The following is a 16340-nucleotide window of genomic DNA, read 5'->3' on the forward strand; positions in this document are numbered from 1 at the left end:
CACACAGGCGTTTTGCCTTTACATCGAATGCAAATCTTTCGCATTATGTCGCAGATTTTATGGGCGCACCCCGCCATCACCTTTATCGACGCAGGATTCCGTCATGATTCGTATGCCTCTGGCAACCGCTAGTCTGTTGGCCATCGCTATCTCTCTCGCCGGTTGTGGCGAAGGCAAGGACAAGGCTGCCGCCCCGGCACCCGCGCCAGCTGCTGCGCCGGCGGCGCCGGCTGTGACGCCTGCTGCCCCTGCTCCGGCAGCAGCCGCCCAGACTGACGACGCGGCGGCCAAGGCGGTGGTCGCGAACTACGCCAACATGGTGTCCGCAGTATTCGACGATGCCGAGGCCGGTGCGAAAAAACTCAGCACTGCCGTCGACGCTTTCCTCGCCAAGCCCAACGATGAAACCCTGAAAGCCGCCCGCGAGGCGTGGATCGCTGCGCGTGTGCCTTACATGCAGAGCGAAGTGTTCCGCTTCGGCAACACCATCATCGACGACTGGGAAGGACAGGTTAATGCCTGGCCCCTGGACGAAGGTCTGATCGACTATGTGGCCAAGGATTACCAGCACGCACTGGGCAACCCGGGCGCCACTGCCAACATCATCGCCAACACCGAAATTCAGGTCGGCGAAGACAAGGTCGACGTGAAGGAAATCACCTCAGAAAAACTCGCCAGCCTGAACGAGCTGGGTGGTTCCGAGGCCAACGTTGCCACTGGCTACCACGCCATCGAATTCCTGCTCTGGGGCCAGGACCTGAACGGTACCGGTCCTGGCGCCGGCGCACGTCCGGCCAGCGATTACCTGGAAGGGGCTGGCGCAACCGGCGGCCACAATGACCGCCGCCGCGCCTACCTCAAGGCTGTCACCGATCTGTTGGTCAGCGACCTTGAAGAAATGTCCGGTAACTGGAAAGCCGGCGTGCCCGACAACTACCGCGCGACCCTGGAAGCCGAATCAGGCGAAAGCGGTCTGCGTAAAATGCTCTTCGGCATGGGCAGCCTGTCGCTGGGTGAACTGGCGGGCGAGCGCATGAAAGTCGCACTGGAAGCCAACTCCAGCGAAGACGAACACGACTGCTTCAGCGACAACACGCACAACTCGCACTTCTACAACGGCAAGGGCATTCGCAACGTTTATCTGGGCGAGTACACCCGCACCGACGGCAGCAAGGTCAGCGGGCCAAGCCTTTCGTCCCTGGTTGCCAAGGCAGACCCGGCCACCGACGCCACCTTGCGCGCCGACCTGGACGACACGCAGGCCAAGTTGCAGGTCATCGTCGATCATGCAAACAAGGGCGAGCATTTCGATCAGTTGATCGCTGCCGGCAACACGGCAGGCAATCAGGTGGTACGTGACGCTATCGCCGCGCTGGTCAAACAGACAGGTGCTATCGAACAGGCGGCTGGCAAGCTGGGCATAACCGATCTGAACCCGGACAACGCCGATCACGAGTTCTGATCAACCGCGTTTGTTGCGATGACAATCAATGCCGGTCAGTTCGCTGACCGGCATTTTTTGTGTCTGATCGACAGGCATCGTTTTCAGCTGTGGTGCGCGCTGGCTCGCGACATGGACAAACTCCGCCAGCATCAATACAACGTATCCGCAATACGTCCCGGCAACGCCTTGTCATAGGCCTCGCCGTCGATCTGCTCAGCCGAAACCGCCTTGAGTATCTGCCCGGCAGTGGGCAGCGCGCTGCGTTCGATGTGCTGTGCCGGGTCCCACAAGCCAGACCTGATGGTCGCCCTGCTGCACTGGAAATACACGCTGGTCACGCAAATACGCAAGACAGACCTGGGCAACTGGCCCTTCACTGCGAAACGCGAGAGCAACTCGGGCTCAACCGATATCTGTGCGGTTCCGTTGACGCGCAGGGTTTCACCTACGCCGGGTATCAGAAACAGCAACGCAACGCGCGGATCGTTGACGATGTTGCGCAGCGTATCGATGCGGTTGTTGCCGCGTCGGTCAGGCAGATAAAGCGTCTTGCTGTCCTCGATATGCACCAGACCCGCCTGATCTCCCCGTGGAGAAGCATCGAGCCCGTCAGGACCGGCAGAGGCAAGCACGGCGAACGGTGCCTGCTCGATGAAAGGCCGGTAGACCTCGTGAATGTGGTCAACTTCCTTGATGAGCGAAGGAGGCGCGATCGGGCCATAGATCGCTTCCAGAGCCTGAATGGTGGTCACAAACGCGCTGTTGTCCGGGTTATTCATTGAATGATCTCTGCTGGCCGTTGGTGTATGAATGCTGCCAGCGTCATGTGACTGATCGTGTGAAGCAGCCTTCGCAGCATAGGCAAAAACATCAGGACCCGACCAGCGTCAAAGATTCGTAACAACACATTGCGCAAGACGCCGCAAACGATAATCCCTCTTATTCAAACCGCCCGAGGCTGATAAGCTTGCACGCCCCGATTTTTCGCCCCGTTGCAGGATGTCTATGAGTACGCGGCTCCGTCTATCACTTGCCTTGCTCACGACCCTGGTCCTGAGCGCATGCGATGACGCCCCGCGTTTCACGCATGCCGAGCCGGGAGAAGCCTTGTCCGGAGGCAGCGCCACCGTCAGGAAAAGCGACCAGAATGCCTTCTCCCTACCCTCGGCCAATCTGTCCCCGGTGCGGCGGCTGGACTTCAGCGTCGGCAACAGCTTTTTCCGCAGCCCGTGGGTGATTGCGCCGTCGACCACCACGGCTCGCGACGGACTCGGCCCACTGTTCAACACCAATGCCTGCCAGAACTGCCACATCAAGGACGGCCGCGGTCATCCGCCAGAGGCTGGCGACAGCAATGCAGTGTCGATGCTGGTCAGGCTGTCGATTCCCGATGACCCGGCGTACGCCGACCTTGTAAAGCGCAACGGCGTACTGCCGGAGCCGGTTTACGGCGGGCAATTGCAGGACATGTCGAACCCGGGCGTAGCGCCCGAGGGCAAGGTGCGGGTCGAGTACGATGCGCTGACGGTCGAATTTCGCGATGGCACGGCAGTCGAGCTGCGCCAGCCGACCCTCAGGATCACCCAACTGGGCTACGGCCCCATGCACCCCGATACTCACATCTCGGCTCGCGTGGCACCGCCAATGATCGGCCTGGGCTTGCTCGAGGCGATTGCCGATGAAGCCATCCTTGCCAATGCCGACCCTGATGGCAAGAACGCCGATGGCATCTCGGGACGTCCCAACTGGGTCTGGGATGATGCTCGGCAAAAAGTGGTGATGGGCAGGTTTGGCTGGAAAGCCGGACAGCCGAACCTCAACCAGCAGAACGTGCACGCCTTTTCCGGCGACATGGGGCTGACCACCAGCCTGCGCCCTTTCGATGACTGCACGCCGGCCCAGACCGATTGCCTGGCCGCGCCCAATGGCAATGGCCCGGATGGCGAACCGGAAGTCAGCGACAATATCCTGCGCCTGGTGGAGTTCTACACCCGCAACCTGGGTGTTCCGGCGCGCCGCAAGGTCGATGATCCGCAGGTGCTGGCAGGCAAGAACCTGTTTTTCCAGGCGGGCTGCCAGCAATGCCACACCCCCTCTTTCAAAACCCGTAGCGACGCCGCCGAACCCGAGCTGGCTAATCAGGAGATTCGCCCGTACAGCGACTTGCTGCTGCACGACATGGGTCAAGGGCTGGCCGATAACCGTACCGAGTTCCAGGCCACCGGACGTGAGTGGCGCACCCCGCCCTTGTGGGGGCTGGGCCTGACCGGCACGGTAAGCGGACACACCCAACTGTTGCACGACGGTCGCGCGCGTAATGTGCTTGAGGCGATACTGTGGCACGGCGGCGAAGCCCAGGCGGCGCAGCGCCAGGTTCTGGCTTTTGACGCACAGCAACGTGAAGCACTGTTGGCCTTTCTGAATTCGTTATGATTGCGCCCATTGCAGAATCTCCCTGTTCAAACATCTTCCTTTCAGAAATAAGGAGCCGGACATGTTCCGACCCAAGTTGTTGCTGACCAGCCTTGCGGCACTTGCCTTGGGTGCCTGCTCGCCATCCGACCCTCAGGCGGTGACGTCCGCAGCGATTGCCAAACAGGTCATCCTGCCGACCTACAGCCGCTGGGTGGAGGCCGATCGTCAGTTGGCAGCCAGCGCATTGGCGTTCTGCCAGGGCAAGACTGATCTGGCCGCCGCCCGCGCCGACTTTCTGAAAGCACAGAAAACCTGGGCCGAATTGCAACCGCTGTTGATCGGCCCTCTGGCCGAAGGCAATCGCGCCTGGCAAATACAGTTCTGGCCAGACAAGAAGAATCTGGTTGGCCGTCAGGTCGAGCAACTGGTAACCGCCCAACCACAGATCACCGCCCAGGAACTGTCCAAGGCCAGTGTCGTGGTGCAGGGTTTGTCCGCCTACGAATACATCCTCTTCGACGCCGACATCGACATGGCCAATGCCGAGCAGAAAGCACGCTATTGCCCGCTGCTGATGGCCATCGGTGAACGCCAGAAACAACTGGCTGAAGAAATCCTCAACAGCTGGAACAGCACCGACGGCATGCTCGCGCAATTGAGCAAGTTTCCCAATCAGCGCTACGCCGACTCTCACGAAGCCATTGCCGAATTGCTGCGGGTTCAGGTCACCGCCCTGGACAGCCTGAAGAAGAAGCTTGGCACGCCACTGGGTCGTCAGAGCAAGGGCCAGCCGCAGCCCTTCCAGGCAGATGCCTGGCGCAGCAAGTCGTCGCTCAGCAGCCTGGAAGCCAGCCTGATCAGCGCCGAGACGGTGTGGACCGGTGTCGACAACAAGGGCCTGCGCAGCCTGCTGCCCGCCGAGCAGAAACCGCTGGCCGACAAAATCGATGCCGCCTACGCTAACAGCCGAAAGCTGCTGTCGGAACTCAAACCGCCACTCGCCGACCTGCTGGCCACGGATGCAGGACGCCAGCAACTCAATGCGTTTTACGACAGCCTGAATGCCGTGCACCGCCTGCACGAAGGCGAGCTGGCCAAGGCCCTCGGCATTCAGTTGGGTTTCAACGCCAACGACGGCGATTGATCAAGAGGTACATGTGATGTTGCGACGTCAGGCCATGGCGCTCGGCAGTCTTCTGCTCAGCGCCTGCACGCTGGGTGGCTGGACCCTGTTCAGGCAAAAAGACACACGCCCCTTGTTGCTTTCGGCTCGCGACGATGGCGACGGCAAGCACTATGCGGTGGGTTTCAAGCTCGACGGAACGCAGGTATTCGCGACCCGGGTGGGCCAGCGCTGCCACGACATCATCAATCATCCAGACCTGCCACTTGCGGTGTTCATCGCACGTCGCCCAGGTACTGAAAGCTACCTGATCGACCTGCGTGATGGTCGTTTGCTGCAAACCATCGTTTCGCAGCCTGACCGCCACTTCTACGGACATGCAGTGATTCATCGCGACGGCGAATGGCTGTATGCGACGGAAAATGATACCCGTGATCCAGGGCGCGGTTTATTGGGTGTCTACCGCTTCGTCGACGAGCGACTGGTGCACTCGGCCGAGATCTCTACGCATGGCATCGGTCCGCATCAGGTCTCCTGGATGCCGGACGGGGAAACGCTGGTAGTCGCCAACGGTGGCATCCGCACTGAAGCGGAAAGCCGGGTAGAGATGAACCTCGATGCCATGCAACCCAGCCTGGTCATCATGCAGCGTGACGGTACCTTGCTCAGCAAGGAAACGCTTTCCCAGCAGATGAACAGCGTCCGCCACATGGGCATCGCCAGCGATGGCACCATCGTTGCGGGTCAACAGTTCATGGGCGACAGTCACGAGTTGGCCGAACTGCTGGCAATCAAACGTCCAGGCCAGCCATTCCAGGCGTTTCCAGTGGCAGAAGAGCAATTACGCGCTATGGCTCACTACACCGCCAGCGTCGCAGTACACAGTGACCTGCGACTGGTGGCCCTGACGGCACCACGCGGCAACCGCTTCTTTATCTGGGATCTGGACAGTGGCGTGCTGAAACTGGATGCGCCGTTGCCGGACTGTGCGGGAGTGGGGGCTGTCGCCGACGGCTTCGTCGTGACCTCAGGCCAGGGACGCTGCCGCTTCTATGACTGTCGCAAGGCGCAACTACTGGCCCAGCCTTTGGACCTGCCAGCCGGGTTGTGGGACAACCATCTTCATCTGGCTCAAGTGGGTTAGGTGCAGGGCGCTGAGGGCTTCAGTTTTTGACGCCGGTACCCTGCGCCAGGCTGTACATGAACAGCAACAGATCGTGGTCCGGTTGCACATTCACCAGACTCTTCGCCACGCGTGGCTGCGGACAATGGCCCTCGCCGTGCTGCGTGGTGAGTATGCGGGTAGACGGTTGTTCAAGCGCCGCCACGGCGACGGTCGCAACTGCCAGTGCACCGAAGATAAACAGACCTCTTGCCATTTCTAGCTTCATGACTCTAAACCTTTGATAGAGCTGCCAAACGCTGCTTGGTAAAAGTAGATCAACTTCTGCCAGTCTGCAGCGCTGAATGACGAATGGCGTCGTAGCTGTTTCATATCGTGCTGGGCGGCACCTTGAGCGGTAAGGCGACGACGGCCCTTCTCCAGGTCGAGCAAGGCGACCTCGACATTGGCGTCCGGCCCTTCCCCTGTGACCCGCACAAAAATATGCTTGATGTACAGACAGCTGTGCTGCCAGCGGCCCAGGTGCATGCGGGCCAGCGTGGCTGCCACTTCCTTGAGCATGCGCTCATAGAACAGCTCGCCATGGCGCTCGCGCCCTCCGGCAGCCTGCCACTTTTCAATTTCCTCGAAGCCTTCCAGCGCCACGGTGACCAGCAACGCCCGCCAGGCGTTGTCCTCGCCCCGTTCGGCTCCGCAAAACACCACTTCAGGCACTACGACGCCAAGCTTGCGAAGACCTTCAAGCGCCTCACGCTCGCGCAGCACGGTGGGTCGGCCCAGCGGGTGCAGCAGGCTGCGGTAGATGTGGCCTGTCTGGCGTTTGGCATACAGGGTCTGCCCATCGTCCATGACCAGCCGCTGCACACCACTCTCTCCACCACGGCGCACATTGGGTTCTTCAACCCACTCGCCATGCTGGCTCCAGAACTGATCGAACTCATTCTGGATCGGGTTCACAACTGGTTCTTTCACGGACTGCAAACCCATCTTTTTACCTTTTACGTAGGACATAGACTCGCCACATGGCGTACATGGGCAGGAAATCCATGCGGTTCTGAATGCGAAATCCTGCCTGCTCAAATTCGGTTTCTGCGGTAACAACAGGTAACACAAAGCGATTCTGGTAACTTTCCCGCCCATTTTTTTGCTGGCGCTTGTTCTCCAGGCGCGCACGCTTCCATGCCTTGAAATTGCCATCAACCCAGAGGGAGACGATCACGCTGTCACGGGTCACGCGCTGAAACTCGCGCAATAGAGCCATCCGGTCGCTGGACTGACCGACATGGTGCAACAAGCGCATGCAGAAAATGCTGTCTACTGCGTTATCAGGCAGGTCGATGGCAAAGGCAGATGTCTGCAAGGGTTGTACCCTTTTCACAACGTCTGCCGGCTGCGAGGCACAGGCGGTACTGAGCATGTCTGCGGAGTTATCGGCACCGATGATCGAGCGGTTCGGCTTCTCGGCCAATAACGGCCAGAAGCGTCCCGCACCACAAGGCAGGTCCAGCACCAGGCCCGGGTCCCCGGCCATGTGCAGAGCCTTTCTCGCCAACTGTTCATCGCGATGATGCGACAGCTTGCGCCAGATACCGTCCTGATGCTTTTCCAGGTACTGGCGGGCGTGTGTCTTGTCGTACTTTCGGGAAAACTCGAGTTCGATGCGATCGCTCATGAGAGCTGCTCCTGATGTTGATGGGGGCCAAACTAAAGGCACCGCCGTCACCGTCAGGTCATCTGAATGTGAAAAAAATGTTACGTTTCCACATCAGGTGTTTCGAGATTTTACAGAGAGTTAGAGACGGTGTGCGGCTAATCGACGAAGTGCAGTCGATTGGCCGCTACACACTGAGGCCGCTCTACTCGAAAGGAAGGTCAGACTTTGATCACGTTGAGCGTCACCTTGAATCGGCAACCATGAGGCTCCATAGGGGTGAGATCGACGCTCCATCCCTGGTTGGTACAGATGCGCTGCACCAGTGAAAGCCCGAGGCCCAGCCCCTCTCCGCGCTGCTCGTTGCCACGCACGAAAGGCTCGAACATCGCCTCGCGTTTCTCTTCGGGAATGCCCACGCCACTGTCCTCCACGGTGAAGCTTTCTGCGTGCAGGGTCAGCGCAATGAATCCGTGATCGGTGTAGTGCAGCGCGTTGCGCAGCAAGTTGCCCATCACGGCATGCAGGAAGGTTGCGTTGTAACGAATATCGGACAGCTGGTCATCGGCAGGTGGCGTGTAGGTCAATTGCAGCCCCTTGCTCTCTATCGGGTCACGCCACTGGGAGATCAACTGCTCGGCCACCCCGACCAGCGTGGCCTTGGGCGTCATGGCCGGATCTTCGCGCTGGGTGCGAGCGAGCATCAGGAAGGTTTGCACCAGATCGCGCATTTCTTCGCAGGCACGGCCGATACGCTCGACCTGACGACGGCCTCGCAAATCGAGCGCAGGGTTTTCCAGCAACAGCTCACAAGAGCTGGCCAGCACCATCAACGGCGTACGCAGTTCATGGCTCACGTCGCTGGTGAACATACGCTCACGAATCAGCGCCTGCCTCAAACGTCCCAAAGTTGCATCGAAGGCCACCGCCAACTCGCCGACTTCGTCAGCGGCATAGTCAGGCGCCAGTGGCGGTGCCAGTCCAAGCAACTGGTCACGGTGGCGAACCTGCCGGGCCAGACGCACAACAGGCGCCATGACCCGTCGCGCCAGCACCCACCCCAGAAACACCGCCAGCGCCAATGCCAGAACGAAACCGACCAACACGACGGCAAACAGCACCCGCTCACGCTCTTCAAAATCGCTCTGATCCTGCAACAGCGCGTAATGCCGGCCATCCACTACCTCAATCATGGCGTGGTATGACAACGGCCCACGGAACACCTCGTGGAAGCCCGGCTCGAGATGACGAATGTCCTTGGGCAGATCGAAGTCGCCCGGACCATTGCTGAAATAGAACAACTGGTCGGGCTTGGGCCGGTGGCTCCAGTCGCTGACACTGTCCATCAGCATCAGACGGTTGAGGTCACCACCGAGGCCGGCGGAAATCAGCTTTTCTTCGACCAGGTGGACGGTGGAGATGATTCCGATGGCGAACGACCCGGCGACCAGTGCACTCATCAATGCAAAGGCAATGATGATCCGTTGGGCAAGACTCTGTTTAAACTCCATCCCGGCCCTCGGCCAAGCGATAGCCCACGCCATGCACGGTCTGCAACAGCGGTTTGCCAAACGGTTTATCGATCACCTGACGCAACTGGTGCACATGGCTGCGCAGGCTGTCGCTGTCCGGGCAGTCATCGCCCCATAGCGCTTCTTCCAGAATCTCGCGACGCAATACGTGCGGGCTTTTCTGCATCAGTACGGCAAGCAGTTTGAGGCCGACCGGGTTGAGCTTGAGCATGCGCCCCTCACGCGTGACCTCGAGGGTGTCGAGGTCATAGACCAGATCGGCCACCTGCAAGGTACGCCGACCGCCGCCTTGGGCACGGCGCAATACCGCTTCGATCCGCGCGGCCAGTTCGGACAGGGCAAACGGCTTGAGCAGGTAGTCGTCAGCACCGGAGCGGAAACCCTGCAGACGGTCGTCCAGTTGATCACGGGCGGTCAGCATGATGACCGGCGTGTCGCGCCGGGCATCTTCGCGCAGGCGTTTGCACAAGGTGTAGCCATCGATGCCGGGCAGCATGATGTCGAGAACGATCAGGTCGTAGTGCTCGGTGGCTGCCAGATGCAGTCCTGAGAGGCCATCCTGGGCGCAATCGACGGTATAGCCTTTCATGCCCAGGTAATCGGCCATGTTCGCCAGGATGTCGCGGTTGTCTTCAACCAGAAGAATTCGCATAAAGCGCTCTCATATGCAGTTTGGGCTGGCGCAGCTTAAGACGAAGTGGGCGTGAGGGCCAGCGCCGAAATGGCATGACGATTTTTTCACCTATGATTCATAAGGCTCATGACACACTTTGAGACGAACCGTCGCACACAATAATCGCGGCATGCCCTTCAAAGACCTGGATTCGATATGTCGAAAACCGTCGCCCCACCCTACTCCCGTTCGATCAACCCGTGGATTTACCTGGGTATCCCTGTCGCCGTGGCACTGATCCTCATGCTGCTTGAACTGACCTCCCTGGACATGGACATCGCCAAACTGGCCTTCGACCCCGTCAGTGGACAGTTCATCGGCAGGCACAGTTATTTTCTCGAAGACGTTCTCCATGACCGCGCCAAACAGCTGGTCATGGTGTTCGGCGCGCTGGCCATGATCGGCTTTGCGGCGTCCTTCAAGGTAGAGCGCCTGATCCCGTGGCGCCGAGAGCTGGGTTGCCTGGTGCTGTCCATGGCGCTTTCAACCGCCTTCGTTACCCCGGTGAAAGTGGTGACGTCAGTGCAGTGCCCCTGGAGCCTGAAAGAATTCGGTGGGCAGGAAACCTACAGCGAACTGTTGAGCCCACGCCCTGCGACCGATAAACCGGGACGCTGCTGGCCGGGCGGCCACGCGGCGACCGGCTTTACCCTGTTCGCACTGTTCTTCGCTTTTCGCGACCGTCGTCCACGGATGGCGAAAATAGGGCTGGCTCTGGCGTTCGGTCTTGGAACGGTTTTCTCTATTGGGCGAATGCTGCAAGGTGCGCACTTCTTTTCCCATAACATCTGGACCGCAGTGTTCTGCTGGCTGATCTGTCTAGGGGTTTATTACTTCGTACTTTACCGACCCGAACCCAAGGGTCTCGCGAACAGCAAAGTACAACCGACGCATTGATTGATCCGACACAGAAAGACCATAAAAAAACCCCGCACAAGGCGGGGTTTTTTATGGGTGTAACCTTGGGGGTAAAGCTGGCTTACATCATGCCGCCCATACCACCCATGCCGCCCATGTCCGGCATGCCGCCGCCTGCTGGCTTGTCTTCAGGCACGTCAGCGATCATCGCTTCGGTGGTGATCATCAAGCTGGCGATGGAGGACGCCGCCTGCAGAGCAGAGCGAGTCACTTTGGCCGGGTCAAGGATACCCATTTCGATCATGTCGCCGTATTCGCCGGAAGCAGCGTTGTAACCGTAGTTACCCGAACCCTGCTTGACCTTGTCGACAACAACGCTTGGCTCGTCACCGGAGTTGGCAACGATCTGGCGCAGAGGCGCTTCGACTGCACGACGCAGCAGAGCGATACCGACGTCCTGATCAGCGTTGTCGCCTTTCAGACCTTCGATAGCCTGCAGGGAGCGAACCAGTGCCACGCCACCGCCAGGTACCACGCCTTCTTCAACGGCTGCGCGGGTTGCGTGCAGGGCGTCTTCAACGCGGGCTTTCTTCTCTTTCATCTCGACTTCGGAACCGGCACCGACCTTGATCACTGCAACGCCGCCTGACAGCTTGGCCAGACGCTCTTGCAGTTTTTCCTTGTCGTAGTCCGAGCTGGTGTCGCCGATTTGCTGACGGATCTGGGAGATACGCGAGTCGATATCGGTTTTCACGCCAGCACCATCGATGATGGTGGTGTTTTCCTTGTTCAGGATGACGCGCTTGGCATTACCCAGGTGTTCCAGGGTAGTGGTTTCCAGGCTCAGGCCGATCTCTTCGGAGATAACGGTACCGCCAGTCAGAACAGCGATGTCCTGCAGCATGGCCTTGCGACGATCGCCGAAACCTGGAGCCTTGACGGCTGCAACTTTCACGATACCGCGCATGTTGTTGACCACCAGAGTCGCCAGCGCTTCGCCTTCAACGTCTTCGGCAACGATCAGCAGAGGACGGCCAGCCTTGGCGACTGCTTCCAGAACCGGCAGCATTTCGCGAATGTTGGAGATCTTCTTGTCGACCAGCAACAGCAGCGGGCTGTCCAGTTCGGCAACCATGGTGTCCGGCTTGTTGATGAAGTACGGAGACAGGTAACCACGGTCAAACTGCATGCCTTCTACAACAGACAGCTCGTTTTCCAGGCCCGAACCTTCTTCAACGGTGATGACGCCGTCTTTGGTCACTTTTTCCATGGCTTCGGCAATGATGTCGCCGATGGAGTGATCAGAGTTGGCCGAGATGGTGCCGACCTGGGCAATTGCCTTGGTGTCGGTGCATGGCTTGGACAGCTTTTTCAGCTCGGCAACAATGGCGATGGTCGCCTTGTCGATGCCGCGCTTGAGGTCCATCGGGTTCATGCCGGCAGCGACAGCCTTCAGGCCTTCGTTGACGATGGCCTGAGCCAGAACGGTAGCGGTAGTGGTACCGTCGCCTGCATCATCGTTGGCACGGGAGGCAACGTCTTTGACCAGCTGCGCGCCCATGTTTTCGAAACGGTCTTTAAGCTCGATTTCCTTGGCAACCGAAACACCGTCTTTGGTGATCAGCGGAGCGCCAAAGCTTTTCTCGATGATAACGTTGCGGCCTTTAGGGCCCAGGGTCGCTTTAACTGCGTCAGCCAGGACGTTTACACCGGCGAGCATTTTTTTGCGGCCAGAATCGCCGAATTTAACTTCTTTAGCAGCCATGATCATTATTCCTTGAATACTTAGTAGTAACGGAAGTCAGCGGGAGCACTCAGCCTTCGACGACAGCAAGAATCTCGTTCTCGCTCATCACCAGCAGGTCTTCGCCGTCTACTTTCACTGTGTTGCTGCCGGAATAAGGGCCGAACACAACCTTGTCACCCACTTTCACAGCCAGCGCACGTACTTCGCCGTTGTCCAGCACGCGGCCGGTACCCACAGCAACGATCTCGCCGCGGTTAGGCTTTTCAGCAGCCGAACCTGGCAGAACGATACCGCCGGCAGTTTTCGTTTCTTCTTCACTGCGACGGATTACGACGCGGTCATGCAGAGGACGAAGCTTCATTGTCGATCTCCTGATTATGTTTGTTTGATCGTCCGGTGAGTGCACCGGCCGGTTTAAATCCGGACTTGCCGGTTACGGTTCGACGCGCGAACCGCAGAATACGGTCTGGCCTTCAGGCCAGAAACCTTGCGGTGACCCATACATAAGGGCGAGCAAAGTGATTACAAGTCTTGGGTAGAAATTTTTTACAACCGAACCGGCTGGTCAAAACGAACGCGGCACCCTGAGGTGCCGCGCTGCCGGGGGGTATGGAAGATTACTTGTCGCGATGCTCGAACTCGCCTTCGATGACGTCGGGCTCGCGGGTAGGCTGGTGAATCGCAGTCGGACGATGGCTGGACGCGCCCGGATTGGCAGGTGTCTGCAAGTCATCGGCGAAGGCTCGCTGACGCATGGCCTGATCTTCGGCGCGCTGGCGGACCTTGTTGATCAGCAGACGACGGGTGATCGGCAACAGGCAGATCACACCCAGAATGTCGCTGATGAAACCGGGCAACAGCAGCAGACCGCCGCCCACGGCAACCATCAGGCCTTCAAGCATTTCCTGGGCAGGCAGCTCGCCACGTGCCAGGCTTTCGCGCGCACGCAGCGCCGTTGCAAAACCGGCCACGCGCATGACGAACAAGCCGAGCATCGACGTTGCGACGACCAGCAGAATGGTCCACAGAAAGCCGATGGACATCCCGACACGAACCAGCAGAAACAGCTCAAGTACCGGGAATAATAGAAACAGCAGCAAAAAAACACGCATCAAATGAGTTCCTCAAGGGAAGAATGCCTTCCGAGTAGACCGTATGTGATGTCAGAAGGTCGTTAATTCAAGCTCCCTGCATCTGGCTTGCCGCTAAATTATGCGCACAAGTGAGCTGAACCAGGCCTTCACAAACGTGTATCGGTGTATTTCAGGGCTAGGCAGCAGACCCGAGACGAACGCGCAAAAACAGCCTATAACGTGCTCTGGCTATGGCATAAGCACTCGCAACCCGCCAGTGATGCCATGGAAACGATCAACCGTGATTGGGCACGCATATGGAATTGAAAAACAAGCTGATAATCATCACCGGCGGCTGCCAGGGGCTGGGCAGAGCCATGGCCGAATACCTGGCCGGCAAAGGCGCCAATCTGGCGCTGCTGGACCTGAATCAGGAAAAACTCGATCAGGCGGTCGCCGCCTGTGAGGCACTCGGAGTCAAGGCTCGCGCCTATCTGTGCAATGTTGCCAATGAAGAGCAGGTCGTCGACACGGTCAGCAAGGTCGCCGGGGATTTCGGCGACATTCATGGTCTGGTCAACAACGCCGGTATTCTGCGTGACGGCCTGCTGGTCAAGGTCAAGGATGGCGAGATGACCAAACTGAGCCTTGCCCAATGGCAGGCGGTGATCGACGTCAACCTGACCGGCGTATTTCTCTGCACACGCGAAGTGGCGGCGAAAATGATCGAGCAGAAGAGTCAGGGCGCGATCATCAATATCTCTTCGATTTCACGTGCGGGCAATATCGGACAGACCAACTACTCGGCAGCCAAGGCCGGCGTGGCGGCTGCGACGGTTACCTGGGCAAGGGAACTGGCCCGCTACGGTATCCGGGTGGCAGGTGTGGCACCGGGGTTCATCGAGACCGAAATGACCGGCAGCATGCGCCCCGAAGCCCTCGAGAAGATGACCTCGGCAATCCCGCTCAAGCGCATGGGCAGGCCGGACGAGATTGCACACTCGGTGGCTTATATTCTGGAAAACGATTATTACAGCGGACGCATCCTAGAGCTGGATGGCGCGATGCGCATCTAGCAGGCCCGAAAAAGCAGCGGGCGACGCACGCGATGTGCGTCGCCCGCCCTTGGCTTACCAGCTTACGCCGAAGCCAGCGGTGTAGCGCGTCTTGTCGACATCGCCATTGCTCGAACCACTGATGACGTTCTTCTCGGCTTTCAGGTTAAGCGACGCCCAGTCGGTCACCTTGTAGCGCAGCCCTGCTTCGACATCCAGCGAGTAGTCGGCGACGGAGCTAAGCGGCTTGCCCAGCTCGCCGTTGGTAAAGAATTCGACCTTCTTGCCAATCAGATAGCGATTGTAATCCCAGGTGCCAGCAACGGAATAGAAGTTTTCCTTCTCGTCGTTGGAGAACTCGAAATCTGTACGGTTAAGCAGCGCACCGACCTTGAATGCACCCAGTTCGTCATCCCACAGCTGGTAACCTGGACCGGTACCGACTACGCGCTGACGAGACAGATCCTCGACCTTGTCGCGTTTGTAGCTGACGCGACCGTCCCAGAAGAATTTCTCGGTCAGGAAGCGGTCCAGCGAGTACTCGGCGCTCCAGTTGTCAGTGCCGACCACGTCGTCGGTTGTCTCGCGGTTGTAATCGCCCTTGGCGTTGTGACGCCAGTCGCCATGACGAGCCGAGGTCTTGAAGGCGACGTTGTAATCATTGGTATCGTTTTCTGCCTGCTGGAAGTCCAGCGCCGCATCGATGTTGCCTTTCCAGACAAGATCCGTGATAACCGGCTTGGGCTTGATAATCTGATGGATGCTTGCCAGATCGACGGTCTTGGGTGCATCGCCATTGGCCAGCACAACTTTGCCATCATCCGCTGCCTGCAGCGAATTGGAGACTTCGCCGCCATGCTCATCCTGCTTGACCAGCAACGGCTGATCGCTTTTCAGGGTCTTGACCTGTTTCCAGTCCAGCGCGATGGCGCCACCGTATTCGGTTTGCAGCAGCAACTTGCCGCCGTCGAATACCTTGATTGTGCCGGTCAGGCGGTCGCCATTCTTCAACCAGACGGTATCGGCAAGCAATGGAGTGGAAACAGCGGAGATTGCAAGGCACAACAGGGTTCTGGACAACATAAGCGATAACTAGGCTCTGTAAGGCGGGAATCGGGCATTTTCCTGCGGGGAGGTGTCGGGGCTATCCATGTACCACCAAGCACGGTGGTAACTGACAGCCCGAATAAACCAAAGTTCAGTGAACGACAATCAATATCGTTTTTATACAGGATTATCGCGTGGCAGACCCGGACTTAACATTACTTTACCCGGCGGGACAATCGCCGAACGAGGCGCGACGCACTGCCCTCTACCTGACAATGGCGCAGATCCCGGAAGGCAAAGTGGTCGCCTACGGACAACTCGCCGAACTGGCAGGCCTGGGTCGCGCCGCACGCTGGGTGGGGCGTACGTTGAGCCAGTTGCCGGAAGGCTCTTCCCTGCCCTGGCACCGGGTTTTGGGCGCCGGTGGTCGGCTCAGTCTGCCGGCCGGCAGCGTTTCCGGTGACGAACAACGGGCACGTTTACGCGCCGAGGGCGTTACCATTATGAATAATCGGGTTGATATGCAGCGCCATGGCTGGCGTCCCCTATAGCACAGCGGTTAGAGTGCGCCCTTTGTTTTCGTAACCTGAGGCAGATTC

18 protein-coding genes are annotated in these 16340 nt (G+C 58.8%); 7 read left to right on the plus strand and 11 right to left on the minus strand.

Annotated features, from left to right (window positions below):
• Positions 1 to 103: 103 nt before the first annotated feature.
• Positions 104 to 1462, plus strand: a complete 1359-nt coding sequence (locus tag BLR20_RS18140) for an imelysin family protein (protein ID WP_074594917.1) — start codon at positions 104 to 106, stop codon at positions 1460 to 1462.
• On the opposite strand, the gene BLR20_RS28255 is transcribed toward BLR20_RS18140, so the two are convergent.
• Both BLR20_RS28255 and BLR20_RS18145 read right to left on the minus strand, forming a co-directional pair.
• The gene (locus BLR20_RS28255) at positions 1463 to 1594 is read right to left on the minus strand and encodes a hypothetical protein (RefSeq protein WP_268873236.1); all 132 of its coding nucleotides are present in this window, start codon (positions 1592 to 1594) and stop codon (positions 1463 to 1465) included. It abuts the gene before it with no gap.
• On the minus strand, positions 1594 to 2223 hold the full coding sequence (locus BLR20_RS18145; RefSeq protein ID WP_032615222.1) for a pyridoxamine 5'-phosphate oxidase family protein: 630 nt from the start codon (positions 2221 to 2223) through the stop codon (positions 1594 to 1596). Before BLR20_RS18145 ends, BLR20_RS28255 begins: the two co-directional genes overlap by 1 nt.
• Before the next feature lie 226 nt (positions 2224 to 2449).
• Here BLR20_RS18145 and BLR20_RS18150 point away from each other — a divergent pair, with 226 nt between their 5' ends.
• From BLR20_RS18150 to BLR20_RS18160, 3 genes are all read left to right on the plus strand, one after another.
• Positions 2450 to 3877 carry a di-heme oxidoreductase family protein gene (locus tag BLR20_RS18150; protein WP_054992731.1) on the plus strand — a complete coding sequence of 476 codons (1428 nt, stop codon included), beginning with the start codon at positions 2450 to 2452 and terminating at the stop codon, positions 3875 to 3877.
• Between the two features lie 61 nt (positions 3878 to 3938).
• Complete coding sequence (locus tag BLR20_RS18155) at positions 3939 to 5003, plus strand: imelysin family protein (RefSeq protein ID WP_054992732.1); 1065 nt, start codon at positions 3939 to 3941, stop codon at positions 5001 to 5003.
• 16 nt (positions 5004 to 5019) lie between these two features.
• Complete coding sequence (locus tag BLR20_RS18160; protein WP_010439743.1) at positions 5020 to 6126, plus strand: DUF1513 domain-containing protein; 1107 nt, start codon at positions 5020 to 5022, stop codon at positions 6124 to 6126.
• A 19-nt stretch (positions 6127 to 6145) separates the two neighbouring features.
• Here BLR20_RS18160 and BLR20_RS18165 read toward each other — a convergent pair whose 3' ends face one another.
• The 5 genes from BLR20_RS18165 to colR all read right to left on the minus strand — a co-directional run bounded on the left by BLR20_RS18165 (position 6146) and on the right by colR (position 9940).
• Complete coding sequence (locus tag BLR20_RS18165; protein WP_010439739.1) at positions 6146 to 6373, minus strand: hypothetical protein; 228 nt, start codon at positions 6371 to 6373, stop codon at positions 6146 to 6148.
• Positions 6370 to 7092 carry a lipopolysaccharide kinase InaA family protein gene (locus BLR20_RS18170; protein WP_010439733.1) on the minus strand — a complete coding sequence of 241 codons (723 nt, stop codon included), beginning with the start codon at positions 7090 to 7092 and terminating at the stop codon, positions 6370 to 6372. Before BLR20_RS18170 ends, BLR20_RS18165 begins: the two co-directional genes overlap by 4 nt.
• 4 nt (positions 7093 to 7096) lie before the next feature.
• A complete protein-coding gene (locus BLR20_RS18175) occupies positions 7097 to 7777 on the minus strand; it encodes a class I SAM-dependent methyltransferase (protein WP_003313508.1) in 681 nt (226 codons plus the stop codon).
• Positions 7778 to 7977: 200 nt separating this feature from the next.
• A complete protein-coding gene (locus tag BLR20_RS18180; RefSeq protein WP_054992733.1) occupies positions 7978 to 9267 on the minus strand; it encodes a sensor histidine kinase in 1290 nt (429 codons plus the stop codon).
• Positions 9257 to 9940, minus strand: coding sequence for a two-component system response regulator ColR (colR, locus tag BLR20_RS18185; protein ID WP_002555020.1), 684 nt, complete (start codon positions 9938 to 9940; stop codon positions 9257 to 9259). Before colR ends, BLR20_RS18180 begins: the two co-directional genes overlap by 11 nt.
• A gap of 177 nt (positions 9941 to 10117) precedes the next feature.
• Between colR and BLR20_RS18190 the strand changes: the two genes are divergently transcribed.
• Entirely contained in the window at positions 10118 to 10858 is a 741-nt protein-coding gene (locus tag BLR20_RS18190) for a phosphatase PAP2 family protein (protein WP_054992734.1), read from the plus strand.
• 82 nt (positions 10859 to 10940) lie between these two features.
• Here the strand turns inward: BLR20_RS18190 and groL are convergent, their stop codons facing one another.
• The 3 genes from groL to BLR20_RS18205 form a co-directional block, all read right to left on the minus strand.
• The gene (gene groL, locus BLR20_RS18195; RefSeq protein WP_010439729.1) at positions 10941 to 12584 is read right to left on the minus strand and encodes a chaperonin GroEL; all 1644 of its coding nucleotides are present in this window, start codon (positions 12582 to 12584) and stop codon (positions 10941 to 10943) included.
• 49 nt (positions 12585 to 12633) lie between these two features.
• Entirely contained in the window at positions 12634 to 12927 is a 294-nt protein-coding gene (locus tag BLR20_RS18200; protein ID WP_003304675.1) for a co-chaperone GroES, read from the minus strand.
• A gap of 256 nt (positions 12928 to 13183) precedes the next feature.
• The gene (locus tag BLR20_RS18205; RefSeq protein ID WP_010439726.1) at positions 13184 to 13678 is read right to left on the minus strand and encodes an FxsA family protein; all 495 of its coding nucleotides are present in this window, start codon (positions 13676 to 13678) and stop codon (positions 13184 to 13186) included.
• A 278-nt stretch (positions 13679 to 13956) separates the two neighbouring features.
• Here BLR20_RS18205 and BLR20_RS18210 point away from each other — a divergent pair, with 278 nt between their 5' ends.
• Positions 13957 to 14715 carry an SDR family oxidoreductase gene (locus BLR20_RS18210; RefSeq protein ID WP_032615212.1) on the plus strand — a complete coding sequence of 253 codons (759 nt, stop codon included), beginning with the start codon at positions 13957 to 13959 and terminating at the stop codon, positions 14713 to 14715.
• A gap of 54 nt (positions 14716 to 14769) precedes the next feature.
• Here the strand turns inward: BLR20_RS18210 and BLR20_RS18215 are convergent, their stop codons facing one another.
• Positions 14770 to 15777, minus strand: a complete 1008-nt coding sequence (locus tag BLR20_RS18215) for a DUF481 domain-containing protein (RefSeq protein ID WP_054992735.1) — start codon at positions 15775 to 15777, stop codon at positions 14770 to 14772.
• Between the two features lie 158 nt (positions 15778 to 15935).
• Between BLR20_RS18215 and BLR20_RS18220 the strand changes: the two genes are divergently transcribed.
• A complete protein-coding gene (locus BLR20_RS18220) occupies positions 15936 to 16292 on the plus strand; it encodes an MGMT family protein (protein ID WP_054992736.1) in 357 nt (118 codons plus the stop codon).
• The last annotated feature ends 48 nt before the right edge of the window (positions 16293 to 16340 follow it).

This window comes from Pseudomonas congelans (assembly GCF_900103225.1).
GTDB lineage: Bacteria > Pseudomonadota > Gammaproteobacteria > Pseudomonadales > Pseudomonadaceae > Aquipseudomonas > Aquipseudomonas congelans.